The organism is Delftia lacustris (assembly GCF_040267515.1).
Taxonomy (GTDB): domain Bacteria; phylum Pseudomonadota; class Gammaproteobacteria; order Burkholderiales; family Burkholderiaceae_C; genus Comamonas; species Comamonas tsuruhatensis.
On sequence record NZ_CP141274.1, the window covers coordinates 2,124,885 to 2,141,839 of the forward strand.

17 protein-coding genes are annotated in these 16,955 nt (G+C 68.1%); 7 read left to right on the top strand and 10 right to left on the bottom strand.

All coding sequences use genetic code 11. From position 1 onward, the window contains the following. Nucleotides 1-20: 20 nt before the first annotated feature. A complete protein-coding gene (locus U6958_RS10995; RefSeq protein ID WP_016447444.1) occupies nucleotides 21-1,559 on the bottom strand; it encodes a transglycosylase SLT domain-containing protein in 1,539 nt (512 codons plus the stop codon). Beyond that, complete coding sequence (gene gloB / locus U6958_RS11000; RefSeq protein ID WP_074921386.1) at nucleotides 1,559-2,332, bottom strand: hydroxyacylglutathione hydrolase; 774 nt, start codon at nucleotides 2,330-2,332, stop codon at nucleotides 1,559-1,561. The genes U6958_RS10995 and gloB overlap by 1 nt, the downstream gene beginning before the upstream one ends. A 19-nt stretch (nucleotides 2,333-2,351) precedes the next feature. On the opposite strand from gloB, the gene U6958_RS11005 reads away from it, so the two are divergent. From U6958_RS11005 to U6958_RS11035, 7 genes are all read left to right on the top strand, one after another. Then, a complete protein-coding gene (locus U6958_RS11005; protein ID WP_017404536.1) occupies nucleotides 2,352-3,161 on the top strand; it encodes a class I SAM-dependent methyltransferase in 810 nt (269 codons plus the stop codon). Then, the gene (gene rnhA, locus U6958_RS11010) at nucleotides 3,158-3,604 is read left to right on the top strand and encodes a ribonuclease HI (RefSeq protein WP_016447441.1); all 447 of its coding nucleotides are present in this window, start codon (nucleotides 3,158-3,160) and stop codon (nucleotides 3,602-3,604) included. The genes U6958_RS11005 and rnhA overlap by 4 nt, the downstream gene beginning before the upstream one ends. 223 nt (nucleotides 3,605-3,827) lie before the next feature. Then, on the top strand, nucleotides 3,828-4,913 hold the full coding sequence (locus U6958_RS11015) for a porin (protein WP_034365538.1): 1,086 nt from the start codon (nucleotides 3,828-3,830) through the stop codon (nucleotides 4,911-4,913). A 51-nt stretch (nucleotides 4,914-4,964) separates the two neighbouring features. Continuing rightward, nucleotides 4,965-5,411 carry a (2Fe-2S)-binding protein gene (locus U6958_RS11020; RefSeq protein WP_017404538.1) on the top strand — a complete coding sequence of 149 codons (447 nt, stop codon included), beginning with the start codon at nucleotides 4,965-4,967 and terminating at the stop codon, nucleotides 5,409-5,411. Further along, the gene (locus U6958_RS11025) at nucleotides 5,389-7,632 is read left to right on the top strand and encodes a xanthine dehydrogenase family protein molybdopterin-binding subunit (RefSeq protein ID WP_074921387.1); all 2,244 of its coding nucleotides are present in this window, start codon (nucleotides 5,389-5,391) and stop codon (nucleotides 7,630-7,632) included. Before U6958_RS11020 ends, U6958_RS11025 begins: the two co-directional genes overlap by 23 nt. Before the next feature lie 38 nt (nucleotides 7,633-7,670). Further along, the gene (locus U6958_RS11030) at nucleotides 7,671-8,492 is read left to right on the top strand and encodes a TauD/TfdA family dioxygenase (RefSeq protein ID WP_016451352.1); all 822 of its coding nucleotides are present in this window, start codon (nucleotides 7,671-7,673) and stop codon (nucleotides 8,490-8,492) included. Nucleotides 8,493-8,591: 99 nt separating this feature from the next. Beyond that, nucleotides 8,592-9,536: a tripartite tricarboxylate transporter substrate binding protein gene (locus U6958_RS11035; RefSeq protein WP_016447436.1), complete on the top strand. Its 945-nt coding sequence runs from the start codon at nucleotides 8,592-8,594 to the stop codon at nucleotides 9,534-9,536. A gap of 47 nt (nucleotides 9,537-9,583) precedes the next feature. Here the strand turns inward: U6958_RS11035 and U6958_RS11040 are convergent, their stop codons facing one another. The 8 genes from U6958_RS11040 to U6958_RS11075 all read right to left on the bottom strand — a co-directional run bounded on the left by U6958_RS11040 (nucleotide 9,584) and on the right by U6958_RS11075 (nucleotide 16,952). Continuing rightward, complete coding sequence (locus U6958_RS11040) at nucleotides 9,584-10,315, bottom strand: TetR/AcrR family transcriptional regulator (RefSeq protein ID WP_227472562.1); 732 nt, start codon at nucleotides 10,313-10,315, stop codon at nucleotides 9,584-9,586. Nucleotides 10,316-10,361: 46 nt separating this feature from the next. Next, a complete protein-coding gene (locus U6958_RS11045; RefSeq protein ID WP_016451353.1) occupies nucleotides 10,362-10,694 on the bottom strand; it encodes a thioredoxin family protein in 333 nt (110 codons plus the stop codon). 14 nt (nucleotides 10,695-10,708) lie between these two features. Next, a complete protein-coding gene (gene glp, locus U6958_RS11050; protein ID WP_074921389.1) occupies nucleotides 10,709-12,046 on the bottom strand; it encodes a gephyrin-like molybdotransferase Glp in 1,338 nt (445 codons plus the stop codon). Nucleotides 12,047-12,075: 29 nt separating this feature from the next. After that, complete coding sequence (mobA, locus tag U6958_RS11055) at nucleotides 12,076-12,771, bottom strand: molybdenum cofactor guanylyltransferase MobA (RefSeq protein WP_074921390.1); 696 nt, start codon at nucleotides 12,769-12,771, stop codon at nucleotides 12,076-12,078. Between the two features lie 62 nt (nucleotides 12,772-12,833). Continuing rightward, the gene (moaA, locus tag U6958_RS11060) at nucleotides 12,834-13,970 is read right to left on the bottom strand and encodes a GTP 3',8-cyclase MoaA (protein WP_016447431.1); all 1,137 of its coding nucleotides are present in this window, start codon (nucleotides 13,968-13,970) and stop codon (nucleotides 12,834-12,836) included. Nucleotides 13,971-14,035: 65 nt separating this feature from the next. Continuing rightward, a complete protein-coding gene (locus tag U6958_RS11065) occupies nucleotides 14,036-14,821 on the bottom strand; it encodes an SDR family oxidoreductase (protein WP_016447430.1) in 786 nt (261 codons plus the stop codon). 24 nt (nucleotides 14,822-14,845) lie between these two features. Further along, complete coding sequence (locus U6958_RS11070) at nucleotides 14,846-15,445, bottom strand: DUF2889 domain-containing protein (RefSeq protein ID WP_017407387.1); 600 nt, start codon at nucleotides 15,443-15,445, stop codon at nucleotides 14,846-14,848. A gap of 73 nt (nucleotides 15,446-15,518) precedes the next feature. Then, nucleotides 15,519-16,952, bottom strand: coding sequence for an aldehyde dehydrogenase family protein (locus tag U6958_RS11075; protein ID WP_016447428.1), 1,434 nt, complete (start codon nucleotides 16,950-16,952; stop codon nucleotides 15,519-15,521). Nucleotides 16,953-16,955 lie beyond the last annotated feature (3 nt).

A 16,955-nucleotide genomic window follows, 5' to 3' on the forward strand; every position in this document is an offset into this window, starting at 1 on the left:
GCGGGTGCCAGAGGGATTCCTCAGCGCTTTTTCACCTTGGATGGCTTGCCTCCGCGCTGTGCCGTGGTGACGGCCGCCTTGGCGTTGCGGCTTTGCGGCTGAACGGCCACCTTGCGTGCGGTTCCCGTGGACTTGGCTGCGCGGGCGTTGCCGCCGCTGCTGGCGCGTACCGGCAGATAGGCCACCAGCGACTGGCCTGCATGCAGCGTGGCCGAGGACTTCAGGTCATTCCAGTCCGCCAGGTTGGACACGCTGACGCCGTAGCGGTTGGCCACGCTGATCAGCGTGTCGCGCTTGCGTGCCTTGATGGTGGTGCGGCGCGTGATGATCTCGGGGGCAAAGCTGATCTGGCCGTTGTCGGCCACGTGGCCGGCCACGTCGGCACGCACGTTGGCGCCGCGCGGCACCATGAGCGCGGAGCCGGCCTTGATCAGCATGCGCGGCGGAATGTTGTTGAGGGCGCGCAGGTCGGACTCGCCCAGGCCCACGCGCTGGGCCGCCTCGGCCACGCTGATGGTGGAGGGCACGGTCCAGACGGTCCAGCTCGCGTACTGGCCTTCGTCGAAGGCCTGCATGTTGCGGCGAAACACCTTGGCGTTGTCCCAGGGCAGCAGGATCTCCGGCGTGCCGGCCGCAAAGATCACCGGCTTGCGAAAGCTGGGATTCAGCGCCTTGAAGTCCTCGGTCGATACGTCGGCCAGCTTGGCCACCAGTTCCACGTCGATGTCGCGGGTGATGGTGACGGTCTGGAAGTAGGGGTGGTTTTCGATCACCGGCAGCTCGGTGTTGAACGCATCGGGGTTGGCCACGATGTTCTTGACGGCCTGCAGCTTGGGCACGTACATGCGGGTCTCGGCCGGCATCTGCAGGTCGGTGTAGCCCGTGGGCAGCCCCAGCTTCTCGTTGCGCTTGATGGCGCGGCCCACGCTGCCTTCGCCCCAGTTGTAGGCGGCCAGGGCCAGGTGCCAGTCGCCGAACATGTCATAGAGCTTTTGCAGGTAGTCCAGCGCGGCGCGCGTGGAGGCCAGCACGTCGCGGCGGTCGTCGCGGAAGGCGTTCTGCTTGAGGTCGAAATAGGTGCCGGTGGCCGGCATGAACTGCCACATGCCGGCCGCCTTGGCGGTGGAGACGGCCTGCGGGTTGAAGGCGCTCTCGATATAGGGCAGCAGCGCCAGCTCGGTGGGCATGTTGCGCCGCTCCAGTTCCTCGACGATGTGGAACAGGTATTTGCTGGAGCGCTCGGTCATGCGCTGTATGTAGTCGGGACGGCTGGCGTACCACTGCTCGCGGTCCTTGACCAGATCCTGGTCCAGGTCGGGCATGGCAAAGCCCTGGCGTATGCGTACCCACAGATCGCCCGTGGTCTCCAGCGAGGCCACGTCGCCGTTGCTGGCACTGCCTGTGCCCAGCGGGCTCAGCGGCCCTTTGGGATACATGGGGGAGTGGGGTGCGGGGCTGGGGGAGGGATCCGTCGTGCCGGCCAAGTCCGGGCCGCTGGTGGTGGCGCAGCCGGCAAGAACCAGCAGGCTGCCCAGCAGCAGGGTGTGTAGCAGTTTCATCAGAAGACGTTTTTCCATTGGCGCAGGCCGGCCAGCACGCTGGCTGGGTCCTGCTGTCTCACCTGTGCGTCGAAGCCTGCGGCGGCCGCGGCCACCGCGGATTCGCGCGTTCTCAGAAAGGGATTGATGGAGCGCTCGGTCTCCATCAGGGATGGCAGCGTGGGCCGACCGGCCTCGCGCAACGCCTGACAATGCCGCTGGTAGTGAGCCAGGGTTTCGTTGTTTGGTTCCACGGCCTGGGCAAAGCGCAGGTTGGACATTGTGTACTCATGTGCGCAGCACACCAGTGTATTGCCCGGCAGCGAGGCCAGATCGTCCAGCGATTGCTGCATCTGCTGCGCAGTGCCCTCGAACAGGCGGCCGCACCCCCCGGAAAACAGCGTGTCGCCGCAAAACAGCACGGGCTGTGCCTGTGCCGCCGTGCTGTAGAAGGCAATGTGGCCGCTGGTATGGCCTGGTACATCGATGACCTGCCAGGGGCCGCCCAGCGCCTGCACGGTATCGCCTCCCTGCACGCGCTGAACGGGTTCGGGCAACTGCTCGTAGGCAGGACCCCAGACCTGGGCGCCCGTGGCCTGGTGCAGCTGGGCCACGCCACCGACATGATCGGCATGGTGGTGGGTGACTAAAATGCCCTGCAGCTGCAGGCCCAGCCGGTGCAACGTGGCGAGCACGGGCGCTGCATCGCCGGGATCGACGACCAGGGCCTGCCCGGCGTCATGCAGCAGCCAGATGTAGTTGTCGGAAAAAGCAGGAATGGGCAACAGGTTCATGAGCAGCAAAATTATAGGGATGCATCACTGGACGCAATCTGCCCTCGGCCACTACCTGCTGGAATGGGAGCAGCAGCGCTGCGACGAGGCGGTGGCCGATATTTTCGGTTATCACAGCCTGCAGCTGGGCATGCCCATGCTCCAGGGGCTGCGTGCCAACCGCATGCCGCACCGCTGGCTGGCGCTGGATTCCACGCAGGATGCAGCGCCAGCGGACGGCGCCGCCCCGCTGGAGGTTCCCGTGGCGCTGCTGGCCGATCCCGCCGCGCTGCCATTTCCCGAGGCCAGCCTCGACCTGGTCGTGATGCCCCATACGCTGGAGACCTCGCCGGACCCGCATGCCGTGCTGCGTGAGGCGGCCAGGGTGCTGATGCCTGAAGGCCGCATCGTGGTGTGCGGACTCAATCCTGCCAGTTTGCTGGGCGTGCAGCGGCGTGCCGAGCGTGGCGTGTACCTGCCCGATGTGGGCTGGGGCGTGGGTTACTGGCGGCTGCGCGACTGGCTGCGATTGCTGGCCTTCGAGATCGAGGCCGTGCAATTCGGCTGTTATCGTCCCGCCGTGCAGACGGATCGCTGGCTGCGCCGTTGGCAGTTCATGGACCGCGTGGGACGGCTGGGCTGGCCCATGCTGGGCGGTGTGTACTGCGTGGTGGCCGTCAAGCGTGTGCCGGGGGCGCGCATGCTGGAGCCTGCCTGGCGCGGCCGCGCGGTCGTGTCGGGCGCCACGGTGCCGGTCGCCCGTCGCATGCCGGCACAGGCCGCGCCGGACGGTGATCTGCATTCCAACCGGCCTGACGGCCGGGCCATTCATATCAAGGATTTTTTTTGAATCAAGTTGTTATCTATACGGACGGTGCCTGCAAGGGCAATCCGGGTCCTGGCGGCTGGGGCGTGGTGCTGGAGGCTGGCAGCGCCAGGAAGGAGCTGTTCGGCGGCGAGCTGAACACCACCAACAATCGCATGGAGATGATGGCCGTGATCGAGGCGCTGTCTGCGCTCAGGCGGCCCTGCGACGTGGTGCTCTACATCGACAGCCAGTACGTGCTCAAGGGCATCACCGAGTGGATCCACGGCTGGAAGGCCAAGGGCTGGAAGACGGCCTCCAAGGAGCCCGTCAAGAACGTGGAGCTGTGGCAGCGGCTGGACGCCCTGGTGCAGGGTGGCGGGCACCGCATCGACTGGCGCTGGGTCAAGGGCCATGCGGGCGATCCCGGCAACGAGCGCGCCGACGCGCTGGCCAACATGGGCGTGGATCAGGCGCTGGGACGCTGAACGCCTTGTGCGGGACAGGTGCAATGCCTGTCCCTTGCTCCTCTTCCCGAGGACTACCTCAAACGCGGTAGATGAAAACCCCAGACACAGGACTCGATGGGTGCAGCTAATATTTCCATAAGTGGAAATTAATGCGCGCCCTGCCAGGCATCTTCCGTGGCGTGGTGTTTGAAATTGCCACTTGTGGAATTTTTAAACCATCTCACGATGAAAGAGCCTTGCGATGAAATACAAAGCAATTGCCGCATTGGCGATGCTGGGCGGCGCGGGAGCGGCGCTTGCCCAGAGTTCGGTGACCCTGTACGGCAGCATGGACCTGACCATGCCCTGGATCAGCGATGTGCGAGGGAGCCGGCTCACGCGCATGGATTCGGCCATCTCCCAGCCTGACCTCTGGGGCCTGCGCGGCTCCGAGGACCTGGGGGGCGGCCTGAAGGCCTCGTTCCAGCTGGAAAACGGATTCCTCACGGACATCGGCTCGCCGATCTCGCCCACCAGCTACTTCAACCGGGCTTCCTGGGTGGGCCTGGACAGTGCTTCGCTGGGCACGCTGCGGCTGGGGCGCCAGGTCGATTTCACGGCCGGCACGCTGAGCCAATGGGGCAATGGCTACCAGCTCTACAACTTCTATCTGTACCACCCGGGCAACCTGGACGGCCTGTCCAGCCAGTTCCCCGTGGACAACTCCGTGGTCTACCTGACGCCGCGCATGGGCGGGATGCAGTTCGGCGCGCAGTATGGATTTGGCGAGGTGCCGGGCCGCTCGCAGGCCAACCGCACCTACAGCGTCATGGGCAGCTATTCCAGTGCCAAGCTCAATCTGGCCGTGGCCTACACCGATGCGCGTGGCCGTGCCTTCGATATCGCCGGGCGCACGGGCCTGGCGAACGCGCTGGGCCAGGACCTGGTGGCGGGCCGCCCGCTGGTGCTCGATACCTTCCAGGTGCTGGGCATCGGCGGCGGCTACCAGCTCGATGCGCTTCCGGTCCGGCTCAACGCGCTGCTCACGCGCTCCACGCTCAAGTACGGCGCAGCCTCCAGCCACATGAGCGCGCTAGACCTGGGCCTGGCCTGGCAGACCAGCCAGGCGGTGACCATCAACACCGGCTACTCCTTCAGCCGTTTCGAGCAGACGAAGTGGAACCAGGTCCACCTGGGCGCGCGCTACGCCTTCTCCAAGCGCACTCAGCTGCATGCCTCGGTCACGCACCAGCGCGCCTCCGATGGCGTGGCGGCGATGAATTCCGTGGGCGTTGCCAGCGGGCGCACGCAGACCGTGATTGCAGCAGGCATACACCACTCGTTCTGAGAGGCATGAGACATGCAGCCCGGTCGATGCGGGCGCATTGGAGACCCCACGATGAAATTCACCCTCAATTCCCGAAGCGTGGCCTTTGACGGCGACGGGCAGACCCCCTTGCTGTGGGTGCTGCGCGACCACTTCAAGCTGCCGGGCACCAAGTTCGGCTGCGGCATCAGCATGTGCGGGGCCTGCACGGTCCATGTCGATGGCGAGCCCGTGCGTTCCTGCGTGCTGCCCGTCTCGACGGTGGGCGGCAAGGCGGTCACGACCATCGAAGGACTGTCCAGCAACCGCTCCCACCCCATCCAGAAGGCCTGGATGGACAAGGACGTGCCGCAGTGCGGCTACTGCCAGTCCGGCATGGTCATGGCCGCTGCCGCACTGCTCAAGGCCCATCCGCAGCCCACCGATGCGCAGATCGACGAGGCCATGACCAATCTGTGCCGCTGCGCCACCTACCACCGTATCCGGGAGGCCATCCATGCCGCAGCGTCCAAGCAATGAACGGGGCCGCGTGGCCGATTCGGCCATCTCGCTGCGGCGCAGGCACCTGCTCCAGAGCGCTGCTGTGCTGCTGGTGGCGCCTGCTGCAGGCAGCCTGCTGATTCCGCTGGCGCAGGCCGCGCCGCCGGCAGCCGGTGCGGCGGCGGCAGCAGCCATCGGCGACTGGGTCTGGATCGAGCCTTCGGGCCAGGTGGTGATCGGCGTTTCGCAGTGCGAGGTCGGCCAGGGCATCTACACAGGCCTGCCCCAGGTGCTGGCCGATGAACTGGATGCCGACTGGGCCAGCGTGACCGTGCGCTTCGTCACGGGGCGCGACGCCTATCGCAACGATGCGGGCGAGATGCCGTTCCAGCAGTTCGTGGGTGCCTCCATGTCCATGAACTATTTCTATGAACGCATGCGCCTGGCCGGCGCCCAGGCGCGCGATGTGCTGCTGCGCGCCGGCGCAAGCCGCCTGGGTGTGCGTGCCTCCCAGTGCATGACGCGTGCCGGCCGCGTGCTGCACCCCGCGACGGGCCGCAGCGTGGGCTATGGCGAGATCGTGGCCGATGCCTCCAGGCTGCCCCTGGCCGCGCGGCCGCGCATGAAGTCGGCTTCCGAGCAGGGCCTGATCGGCCGTAACCTGCGCCGTGTGGATACGCCTTCCAAGGTCGACGGCAGCGCGGTGTTCGGCATCGATGTCGAGGTGCCCGGCATGCTGATCGGCGCCGTGCGCATGGCGCCCAGCGTGACGGGGCGCATCGTGCGCATCGGCAACGAGGCAGAGGTGCGCGCGCGCCCTGGCGTGCATGCCGTCGTGCGCACCACGCAGTGGCCCGACCCCGAGCCCAGCACCGTGGTCGTGGTGGCCGATTCGTACTGGATTGCCAAGCAGGCTGCCGATGCGCTGGACATCGAATTCGACGCCGGCGCGGCGGCCGGCGTGGACAGCGAGCGCATCCATGCGCAGTTCGTCGCAGGCTTGTCGAACGACAAGGCTGTCGTGGCCCGCAGCCTGGGCAAGCCGCGTGAAGTGCTGGCGGCCGGCAAGACCATCACGGCCGACTACCACTCGCCCTACATCACGCACGCCACCATGGAGCCGCTGGCCGCCACTGTCCATGTGCGCGACGGCGAGGTCGAGACCTGGGGGCCCTACCAGGGCCAGGACTTCCTGCGCGGCGAACTCGGCAAGGCCTGCGGCGTGCCTGCGGACAAGGTCATCGTGCACACCACCTTCCTCGGTGGCAGCTTCGGGCGCAAGTACATGCCCGACTTCGCCTTGCATGCGGCAGCGGCATCCAAGGCCGTGGGCCGGCCCGTCAAGGTCATCCGCTCGCGCGAGGACGACATACGGCATTCCTACTACCGGCCCGGCGCATCGGGGCGCTTGAGCGCCGTGCTCGGCGCCGACGGCATGCCGGCCGCTCTGCATGCGCGCATCTCGGGACAGTCGCTGTACGGGGCCATCAACCCCAAGAAGATGGCCGATGCAGGCGGCTGGGACGAGACCATGGTCGAGTCCATCTACGACCTGATCTACGGCGTGCCCAACCTGCTGGTGGATGCCGTGGACGTGCAGCAGCCCATACCGCTGAGCTACCTGCGCAGCGTGGGCACCACGTCCAGCGTGTTCTTCCTGGAGAGCTTCATCAGCGAACTCGCCCACGCCGCAGGCGTGGACGACTACCAGTACCGGCGCCGCCTGCTGGCCGGCCAGCCGCTGGCGCTGGGCGTGCTGGATGCGGCGGCGCGCGCCGCGCGCTGGGAGCAGCCCGCGCCGGCAGGCCTGCACCGCGCCATGACCTTCAACGTCTACACGGGGCGGGGCGAGAGCTTCCAGACCTTCGTCGCACTGGTCATGGAATTGCGTGTTGTGGAAGGCCGCGTGCGGCTGGAGCGTGCCATCTGCGCCATTGATGCAGGCCGCGTGGTCAATCCGGGCCTGGTCAAGGCCAATGTGGAAGGCGGTATCGGCTTTGCGCTGACCAACACCTTCAAGAGCCGGCTGGACTTCTACAAGGGCGCGGTACAGCAAAGCAACTTCCACGACTACCCGCTGCTGCAACTGTCCGAAATGCCCCGCGTGGAGGTGGTCCTGGTCGAAAGCGACCGGCCGCCCCAGGGCTGCGGCGAAGTGGCCCTGGGTCCCACGGCGCCTGCCGTGGCCACGGCCATGTTCCATGCCACGGGCCGCCGGTTCCGCTCCATGCCGCTGCCGCAGGACATCGCGTCCACCTGATCACCCCCCAACCCGCTTTTTTTGAGAAAAGGAATTTCATGCAAGTCGAACACATCACCCCGTGCATAGGATCGGAGATATACGGCATCGATCTCTCGGACCCGGCGCAGGTGCATGACCATGCGGACGCGCTGCGCAAGCTGCTGGCCGAGCGCCAGGTCATCTTCTTCCGCGACCAGACGCTGGACCCTGCGCAGCAGGTGCGCGTGGCCCAGGTGTTCGGCAAGGTCGAGCCCGTGTCCTCCACCTTTCCCTCGCACCCGGACGATCCCCATGTCGAGCTGCTGATCAGCCAGGGCACGCGCACCGGCACCGACATCTGGCATGCCGACCTGACCTGGCAGACCAAGCCGCCCGCCGGTGCCTGCCTCTACGCCGTGGACGTGCCGCCCACGGGCGGCGACACCATGTGGGCCAGTATGACCACGGCCTTTGCCTCGCTGGCGCCCGAGCTGCAGGCCTATCTGCGCACGCTGCGCGCCACCCACAACTGGGAGGCGCCGGCCCTGAGGCAAAGCCTGATGCGCCGCGATCCCTCGGGCGAGGCCTATCGGGCAACGCGCCTCAAGCATCCGCCGCTGGAGCAGCCCGTGGTCCTGGTGCACCCGGTGACCTGCCTGCCCGTGGCCTTTGTGAACTCGCTCTACACCACGCACATCGAGGGCGTCACCAGCGACGAGAGCGCGGCGCTGATCGCCATGCTCAGCGGCCTGGCCAAGGTGCCTGAGTGGCAGGTGCGCTTTCGCTGGCGCAAGGGCTCGGTGGCCATCTGGGACAACCTGGCCACGCAGCATTACGCGGTCAACGACTACCACCCCGCAGCGCGGCGCATGCACCGCGTGGCGATACGCCAGGCGTGAGCCCGGCCCCGGCCTTTGCTGAAAATGACAAAACCCACGATGAAAGCCCACCCCATGAAAGCGAAACGCAAAACGCTTGCCCTAGGCATGGCCCTGGCCATGGCCCTGGCCATGGCCCTGCTGGCCGGTCCTGCCCAGGCGCAGGCCTATCCCCACAAGCCCGTCACCATCGTCGTGGCCTATCCCGCAGGCGGTGACACCGATGCGCTGGCGCGCCTGCTGGGCGAGAAGCTGTCGGCCCGTATCGGACAGTCGGTGCTTGTGGACAACCGCGCGGGCGCCAGCGGCACCATCGGCAGCAGCTATGTGGCCAAGGCGCCGGCCGATGGCTATACGCTGCTGCTGGCGCCCAATACCTTTGCCATGGCCCAGCTGGTGCTCAAGCTGGGCGCAGGCCACGGATATGACGTGCTCAACGGATTCACGCCCGTGATCGAGGTCGGCTCCACATCGCTGTTCCTTGTCGCCGGACCCGGCGCGGGCGTGCGCACTCTCAAGGAGGCCGTGTCCGCGAGCCAGGGCCGTTCGCTGGGCTACGCCACCCCGGGCAATGGCTCGCCCATGCACTTTCTGGGCGAGATGGTCCGGCGCGCCACGGGCGCCCGCTTCGAGTCCATTCCCTACAAGGGCGTGGCGCCTGCAGTCACGGACGTGGTGGGCGGCCATGTGCCCTTCACCTACAGTACGCTGGGCTCCATCGCGCCCTACCTGCCCGGCGGCAAGCTGGTGGCGCTGGCCGTGGCCGACGCCCAGCGCTCGCCGCTGGCGCCCGACGTGCCCACGCTGGCCGAGCTGGGCTACAAGGACGTGGAGCTGACGGCCTGGTACGGCCTGTTCGGCCCCAGGAACATGCCTGCCGACGTGGTCAGGCTGCTGAATACGCACCTGAACGAGGTCCTCAAGATGCCCGACGTGGTGGCACGCATGGCCACGCTGGGAACCGTCCCTGTGGGCGGCCCGCCGCAGCGCCTGGGCAAGACCAATGCCAGCGACTTCGAGCGCTTCGGGCGGCTGGTCAAGGAGCTGGGCATACAGTCCGACTGAGGGCGGCGCACCGGACGAAAGGAGGGAGCAGCGGGCGCCGGCGCAAGTCAATCCGGGTGGTGGCCCGGGTGTGGTGGGTGGTCTTGCGCCGGCGCATCCTGCCTGATGCGCTCGGCCAGCAGGTGGGACATGAAGCGCAGATAGTGCTCGACCTGCTGGTCTGCCTGCGGCCCTTCCCCGAACAGTTCGGCCAGCAGCGGCCGTGCCGTGGGCAGGAAGGCCGAAATGCTGAGGATGGCCAGGTGGATGAAGCGCGGGTCCACCTGTGCCGGGTGGCTGGCCTGCGCTCCGTCCATCAGCATGGTCGAGGTCAGCTCCAGCCCGCGCCGCGTGATGCGCTGCAGCGGCGTGCCCGAGGGCGGAGGCTCTTCTTCGCTTTCATAGTGGTAGATCTCGGACAGCGCCAGCCGCTCGAACTGCGGGTGCTCGCGCATGAAATCCAGCCGCAGCAGCAGGCGCTGGTAGACGCGCTCTTCCACCGTGCCCTGCGTCCTGAGCGCCACTTCCATGCGGTTTTGCAGCTCCTGCATCAGGGACTCCGTCACTTCCTGCAGCAGTCCCTTGAGGCTGCTGAAGTAGTAGCGCACCAGCGCCCGCGTGACGCCGGCCGCCGCCGCGATTTCCAGAATGCTCAGTTGCTCCGGCGTGCGGGTCTTGAGCAGGTTGACCGTGGTCTGCAGGATGATGTCCCGGCCGACGGCATCGTCGGCCAGCGGGCGGCCGCTGTTGCGGCGGGGCTTCTTGGGCGCGGAATCGGCAGGCTTCTTTTGGGACGGCATGCGGGCCATTGTCGGCGATACACAGGCAGCGGCTGCGCCGCAAGTGTCAGGGCTGGGCGGTGATGCGGGCCAGCGCGTCCTCGATCTCGCGGGCCTGCTGGGGCCGCACCAGCCTTTGCACCTCCTGCCCGTCACGCAGAAAGACCAGGGTGGGCCAGAGCTTGACGCGGTAGCTGCGTCCCAGGGCCCTGCCGGGGCCGTCTTCCACCTTGATGTGGGCCACCTGCGGGGCGGCATCCAGCGCCTGGGCAATCAGCGGTTGCGCGCGCTGGCAGTGGCCGCACCAGGCGGTGCCGAACTCCAGCAAGGTAGCGCCGGGCAGCGCTTCGACGGTACTGCGATCGGGGGCGTCGGTCAGGTGCTTGGACTGGAAGGGCATGGGGCAATCTCCTGTCAGGGAAAGGCCTGCAGCGGCAGGATGGACACGGTTTCGCCGGCTTGCACGGCAGCGCGCTCATGTTCGAGCACGATGAGGCAGTCGGCCTCGGCCATGGAACTGAGTACGCCCGAGCCCTGCGGCCCCGTGGTGCGCACCATGCAGCGGCCATCGGCGCCCTTGGACAGAATGCCGCGCTGGTACTCGGTGCGGCCGGGCCGCTTGGACAGGGCCTGCGCAGCCACAGCCTGGGGCAGGGCGGCCGATTCACCGTCCACGGCGGCGGCGCCCATGAGCTGCAGCAGCGCCGGTCGTACAAAGACCAGAAAGCTCACCATGGCAGCCACGGGATTGCCGGGCAGGCCGATCAGTACCGTGGTGCGTGCCGGTGGCCGGCTGGCGGCAAATGGCGTGCCCGCATCGGGTTGCAACAGCCCCACGGCCAGCGGCCGGCCGGGCCGCATGGCCAGTCGCCAGAAATGAACGCTGCCCATGCGTTGCAGCATGGCGCGCGTATGGTCGGCCTCGCCCGCGCTGATGCCGCCGCTGGTCAGCACCACGTCGGCCAGGGAGGCGGCTTCGCGCAGGCGCTCCTGCAAGGCTTCGGGCTGGTCGGCCACCACGCCCAGGTCCAGCACCTTGACGCCCATGCGCTGCAGCAGGCCGATGAGGCTGAAGCGGTTGCTGTCGTAGACCGCCCCTTCGCGCAGCGCCGTGCCGGGGTGCAGGATTTCATCGCCCGTGGAGAAATAGGCCACGCGCAGCCGCCTGCGAACATGCACCTGAGACTGGCCCAGGCTGGCGATCAGGCCCAGGGCCGCCGGATGCAGGCGCTGGCCCGCCGCCAGCGCCACGCAGCCCTGGCTCAGATCCTCGCCGCGCCTGCGGCGGTTGTCTCCGGTGCGCACGCTGCCGGCGGGGATGCGTACATGGTCGGGCGAGGCCGCATCGGCGGGCTCGGTGCGTTCGTGCGCGATCACCGTGTCCAGACCGGGCGGCAGCACGGCGCCCGTCATGATCTTGATGCACTCGCCCGACCGCACCGTGCCATGCCAGGGCTTGCCGGCCAGGGCCTGGCCGACCACGCGCAGCACCAGCGGGGCGCCGGCCTGCAGTTGGCTGCCGTCGAAGGCATAGCCATCCATGGCGGCGTTGTCATGTGTGGGCACGTCGATGGGGGAGACGATGTCTTCGGCCAGCATGCGGTCCAGCGCGTCGGCCAGCGCCAGTGTTTCCACATCCGCCACCGGGCCCAGGGGCTGCAGCAGGCTGGCCAGCTGGGACAGTGCCTGATCAACGCTCAGGTCCTGGGCGGAGGCGATGGGGGCAGAGGCGGGCTGGAAGGTGGCGGTCATCAGAACGGAATCCGGTGGGGCAAGGCCGGTCACGGCGGCGTCACGGGCACACAGGCCGCGGCCTGCGCCAGGGCCTGCAGCTCCTGCTGCGTGTTGGCGTTGGCAAAGGCCAGCGGGCTGTCGTCCGCGCGATCGAAGAGGGCGGTGGCGCAGCGGTGCTGGCCCGTCCAGGCATCGATTTTGCGGCCGCCCGAACGTATGAAGGACTGCAGGCTATCACGCAGCGATGACCGCATCAGGCAGAACACGGGCTGGGCCCGCAGCCTGGATTGATCTGTATCAAGCGAGCGTTCCCAGCCATGGGCGACGACGATGTCGGCCGCAGGCTGCTGCGCCAGCGCAGCCTGCGCGAGCCGCTGTACAAGGTCCTGGGGGAACAGCGGCGTGTCGCAGGGCACGCAGACCAGCCAGGGTGTCTGGCAATGGGTGAGGCCGCTCAGAAAGCCGGCCAGCGGGCCGGGGTAGTCGGGTTCGGCATCGGGCCAGACCGGGGCGCCATAGGGGGCGCCCAGTTGCGCATAGGCCTCGGTATGGCGATTGGCGTTGAGCATCAGATGCCCGACCTGGGGCGCAAGGCGGCTGAGCGCGTGGCCCGCCAGCGGCTGGCCCAGAAAGGGCTGCAGGCCCTTGTCGATGCCGCCCATGCGCATGCCGCGCCCGCCTGCCAGCACGCAGCCCGTGATGTCGCTCAAGGGCAGGGTGTCGGGCAGGGAGGAAACGGGCATGTGTGGCTTGTGATGGAGAAACCGAGGGGAAGGGGAAAGGGAGCCGCGCGCGCCGCGCGGGCTCAGCCGCCGATGTAGCTCATCTCTATGCGCCTGCGCTGCGTGTCCGTGCTGGACGGCAGGCTGGCGCGCAGTTCGGAATAGCGGTCGGTGCGCTGCTGCCAGATGGGGGCCAGCGCGGCTGCCACTTCCTCGTCGCTGGCGCCGCTGCGCAGCAGGCTGCGCAGGTCCCAGCCTTCGGAGGCGAACAGGCACAGGTACAGCCGGCCCTCGGTGGACAGGCGCGCACGGTTGCAGTCGCCGCAAAAGGCGTGGGTGACGCTGCTGATCACGCCGACCTCGCCCAGCGAGGGATCGTGCAGGCCCTGCGCATCGGCATATCCCCAGCGCACGGCGGTCTCGCCCAGGCTGCTGGCCTGCAGCGGCACCAGGGGCAGCTCGGCGCGCAGCCGGGCGATGACTTCGTCGGAGGGCAGGACCTCGTTCATGCGCCAGCCGTTGGTCGCGCCCACGTCCATGTATTCGATGAAGCGCAAGGTCACGCCCGTGCCCTGGAAGTGGCGCGCCATGGGCAGGATCTGGTCCTCGTTGGTGCCGCGCTTGACCACCATGTTGACCTTGATGTTGCCCAGGCCTGCCGCCTGGGCCGCCTCGATGCCGGCCAGCACGTCGGAGACCGGGAAGTCCACGTCGTTCATGCTGCGGAACACCGCGTCGTCCAGCCCGTCCAGGCTGACGGTGACGCGGTTCAGGCCGGCCGCCTTGAGCGCCCGGGCCTTGCGCGCCAGCAGCGAGCCGTTGGTGGTCAGCGTCAGGTCCAGCGGATGGCCGTCGGGCGTGCGCAGGGCAGACAGCTGCTCCACCAGCGTTTCCACGTTCTTGCGCAGCAGCGGCTCGCCGCCGGTCAGGCGGATCTTGCGCACGCCATGCTGCACGAACAGGCGGGCCGTGCGCGTGATCTCCTCGAAGCTCAGCAGCGAGCCGTGCGGCAGGTAGCGGTAGTTCTTGTCGAAGACTTCCTTGGGCATGCAGTAGCTGCAGCGGAAGTTGCAGCGGTCGGTGATGCTGATGCGCAGGTCGCGCAGCGGCCGGCCAAGCCTGTCACGCAGATCGCCGGTGGGCGCCTGCAGCAGTCTTGGCACGGTGGCCGGGCGCGTGGGGGCGCGCTCGTCGACCAGGGGGATCACTCGTTCTGCCATGCCCGCGATTTTGCCCGAATGCCTATGTCCAGGCTCTGCGCAAGCCTGCAGATCTTGATCTGCGTCTAGACGCAGCGCGCTCCGTCCACCTCGATGCAGGTGCCGCTGATGAAGGCCGCCTCGTCGCTGGCCAGATACAGCGCGGCATTGGCCACGTCCAGCGCCGTGGAAAAGCGGCCCAGCGGAATCGTCGCGCGAAAGCGCGCGCGGCGCTCCTCGTCCACGGGGCCGCCGGCAAACTCGGCGGCCAGGCCTGTGTCGGGGTTGAAGACGGGGTTGATGCAGTTGACGCGGATGTTCTCCGGGCCCAGTTCCGCGGCCATGGACTTGCTGGTCACGATGACGGCGCCCTTGGAGCCGTTGTACCAGGTCAGCCCCGGGCGCGGGCGCAGGCCTGCCGTGGAGGCGATGTTGATGAAGCTGCCGCCGCCGGGGCGGCCATCGGCCATCGGCGGATTGGCGCGCATGGCCGGCACGCCGTGGATGGCCGAGAGATAAATGCTCTTGACGTTGATGGCATAGACCCGGTCGAACTCGGCCTCGCTGACTTCGAGCATGGGACGGTTGCGGTGCGTCCAGCCTGCGTTGTTGACGAAGACATCGAGCCGGCCGTGGGCCTGCAGTGTGGCGGCCACCAGGGCCTTGACCTGTTCGCCCTGCGTCATGTCCGCCTGCACATAGAGCGCGCGGCCGCCCACGGCGTTGATGGCCTGTGCCACGCGCGTGCCGGCCTCGCGGTCGATGTCGTTGACGACGATATGTGCGCCTTCGGCGGCCAGCCGCATGGCGATGCCGGCTCCTATGCCGCTGCCGGCGCCTGTGACGATGATGGATTTGTCCTGGACACGCATCGGGCTTTGCTCCTCGGTCGGGGGTCAGGCCCCCTGGGTTTCGGTGGTTGCTGTGGTCGCCGGGGTCGGGGCCACGCCGCCTGTGCCGGGCTGCCAGCCCACGAACTGCGGGTAGTAGCGCGCCACGCCGGGGCCATTGAAGTCCCAGCCCAGGCACTGGCCCAGGTGGCGTGGCGGCTGGTTGGGGTCGGCATCGCCAAAGACGCCGGGCACGGACTGGAAGGCGGCCGTGGCCATGTTGAACAGCAGCTCGCGCAGATGCGTGCAGCTGGCCACGCCGCCCAGGTTCTCGTTGATGGCCTTGCGCCATCCGCGCGCCATGCTGCAGCCGACCATTTTCTGCAGGGCCCGCGTGGCCTCGGGGCAGTGGCCCAGCGGATGGGAGTCCATGACGACCTCGATGGCCTGCACCGCCAGGCGGGCATCGACCGTGGTGCGTATCCACATGTGGTGTATGGCCGTGCCGGCCGGCATGTGGCGGCCGCCGCTCAGTTCGATGTCATGGGTCTTGCTGTCGCGCAGCTCGCCTTCGATGTCCCAGAGGCCATCGGCGCGGGCGTAGCTGCGGTAGCGCACGTCGCGTTCATGCTGGGGCGTGCGGTCGGGAACGGGAGACAAGGGCATGGGGAATTCTTCTTTCTGTCGCGTGCGGCCGGCTGGCGCCGGGCACCTTGCGATTTTCCGTCATGCGCCAGGATCAGCCATGCCGTATGGCGACGGTCTTCAGCGTGGTGAAGCCATAGAGCGCCTCGAAGCCCTTTTCGCGGCCATGGCCGCTGGACTTGACGCCGCCGAAGGGCAGCTCCACGCCGCCACCCGCCCCGTAGTTGTTGACGAAGACCTGGCCGCAGCGCAGGCGCCGCGCCAGGCGCAGCTGGCGCGCGCCGTCACGGGTCCACAGGCCGGCCACCAGGCCGTAGGCCGTGCCGTTGGCCAGTTGCACGGCATGGTCCTCGTCATGGAAGGGCATGGCGCAGAGCACGGGGCCGAAGATCTCTTCCTGCGCCAGCCGGTGCTCGGGTGGCACGTCGCGCAGCAGGGTGGGCGCCTGGTAGAAGCCGCTGTCGGGCGCATGCTCCACGATCTGGCCCTGCGCCACCACGGCAATGCCTGCCACCTGGGCGTCGGACAGGAAATCCCAGACACGCTGCTGCTGGCTGGCGCGGATCAGCGGACCCAGGTCCAGGTCCATGGCGGCCGGACCCACGCGCAGCGCCTCGAAGGCCTGGCCCAGGCGTTCGAGCAGCGGCTCGTAGATCAGCGAGTCGATCAGCACGCGCGAGCCTGCCGAGCAGGTCTGGCCGGCGTTCTGCACGATGGCGTTGACGATGGCCGGCACGGCGGCGTCCAGGTCCGCGTCCGCGAACACGATCTGCGGACTCTTGCCGCCCAGCTCCAGCGTGACGGGGCAGTGCCGTTCGGCCGCAGCCTGCTGGATCAGCGTGCCCACGCCGGGGCTGCCCGTGAAGCTCAGGTGGTCCACTCCTGGATGGCGCGCCAGGGCCTCGCCCACCTCGTGCCCCAGGCCGGTGACCACGTTGAAGGCGCCTGCCGGAAAGCCGACCTCGGTGGCCAGCCGCGCCACGCGCAGCACGGACAGGCAGGCGTCTTCCGAGGGCTTGACCACGCAGGTATTGCCCGCGGCCAGCGCCGCGCCCACGCTGCGGCCCAGGATTTGCATGGGGTAGTTCCAGGGGACGATATGGCCGGTCACTCCGTGGGGCTCGCGCCAGGTCAGGGCGCTGTAGCCTTGCTGGTAGGGCAGGGTCTCGCCGTGCAGCTTGTCGCAGGCGCCTGCATAGAACTCGAAGTAGCGCGCCAGCGCCAGCGCATCGGCGCGGGCCTGGCGCGTGGGCTTGCCGCAGTCGCGCTGCTCGATGGCCGTGAGTTCATCGGCATGCTGCAGCACGCTGCCCGACAGGCGCATCAGTAGGCGCCCGCGTTCGGCGGCCGAGAGCTTGCTCCAGACGCTGTCCTGGCATTCGCGCGCAGAGCGCACGGCCAGGTCGATGTCCTGGGGCGAGCCGCGTTGGAGCTCGTCGAAAGCCTGCCCGTCCGACGGGTCCAGCACGGGGATCGTGCGTCCCGATTCCGTAGGCACGGACGCATTGCCGATGTGGTGGTATTGCATGGA

Bases quoted from the DNA above. Each gene is read 5' to 3' on its own strand.
- U6958_RS11005 (WP_017404536.1), top strand. From the start codon at position 2,352: ATGCATCACTGGACGCAATCTGCCCTCGGCCACTACCTGCTGGAATGG.
- U6958_RS11045 (WP_016451353.1), bottom strand. From the start codon at position 10,694: ATGCCCTTCCAGTCCAAGCACCTGACCGACGCCCCCGATCGCAGTACC.
- U6958_RS11075 (WP_016447428.1), bottom strand. From the start codon at position 16,952: ATGCAATACCACCACATCGGCAATGCGTCCGTGCCTACGGAATCGGGA.
- U6958_RS11015 (WP_034365538.1), top strand. From the start codon at position 3,828: ATGAAATACAAAGCAATTGCCGCATTGGCGATGCTGGGCGGCGCGGGA.
- U6958_RS11040 (WP_227472562.1), bottom strand. From the start codon at position 10,315: ATGCCGTCCCAAAAGAAGCCTGCCGATTCCGCGCCCAAGAAGCCCCGC.
- mobA (WP_074921390.1), bottom strand. From the start codon at position 12,771: ATGCCCGTTTCCTCCCTGCCCGACACCCTGCCCTTGAGCGACATCACG.
- gloB (WP_074921386.1), bottom strand. From the start codon at position 2,332: ATGAACCTGTTGCCCATTCCTGCTTTTTCCGACAACTACATCTGGCTG.
- U6958_RS11020 (WP_017404538.1), top strand. From the start codon at position 4,965: ATGAAATTCACCCTCAATTCCCGAAGCGTGGCCTTTGACGGCGACGGG.
- U6958_RS11035 (WP_016447436.1), top strand. From the start codon at position 8,592: ATGGCCCTGGCCATGGCCCTGCTGGCCGGTCCTGCCCAGGCGCAGGCC.
- U6958_RS11065 (WP_016447430.1), bottom strand. From the start codon at position 14,821: ATGCGTGTCCAGGACAAATCCATCATCGTCACAGGCGCCGGCAGCGGC.
- moaA (WP_016447431.1), bottom strand. From the start codon at position 13,970: ATGGCAGAACGAGTGATCCCCCTGGTCGACGAGCGCGCCCCCACGCGC.
- U6958_RS11070 (WP_017407387.1), bottom strand. From the start codon at position 15,445: ATGCCCTTGTCTCCCGTTCCCGACCGCACGCCCCAGCATGAACGCGAC.
- glp (WP_074921389.1), bottom strand. From the start codon at position 12,046: ATGACCGCCACCTTCCAGCCCGCCTCTGCCCCCATCGCCTCCGCCCAG.
- U6958_RS10995 (WP_016447444.1), bottom strand. From the start codon at position 1,559: ATGAAACTGCTACACACCCTGCTGCTGGGCAGCCTGCTGGTTCTTGCC.
- U6958_RS11030 (WP_016451352.1), top strand. From the start codon at position 7,671: ATGCAAGTCGAACACATCACCCCGTGCATAGGATCGGAGATATACGGC.
- U6958_RS11025 (WP_074921387.1), top strand. From the start codon at position 5,389: ATGCCGCAGCGTCCAAGCAATGAACGGGGCCGCGTGGCCGATTCGGCC.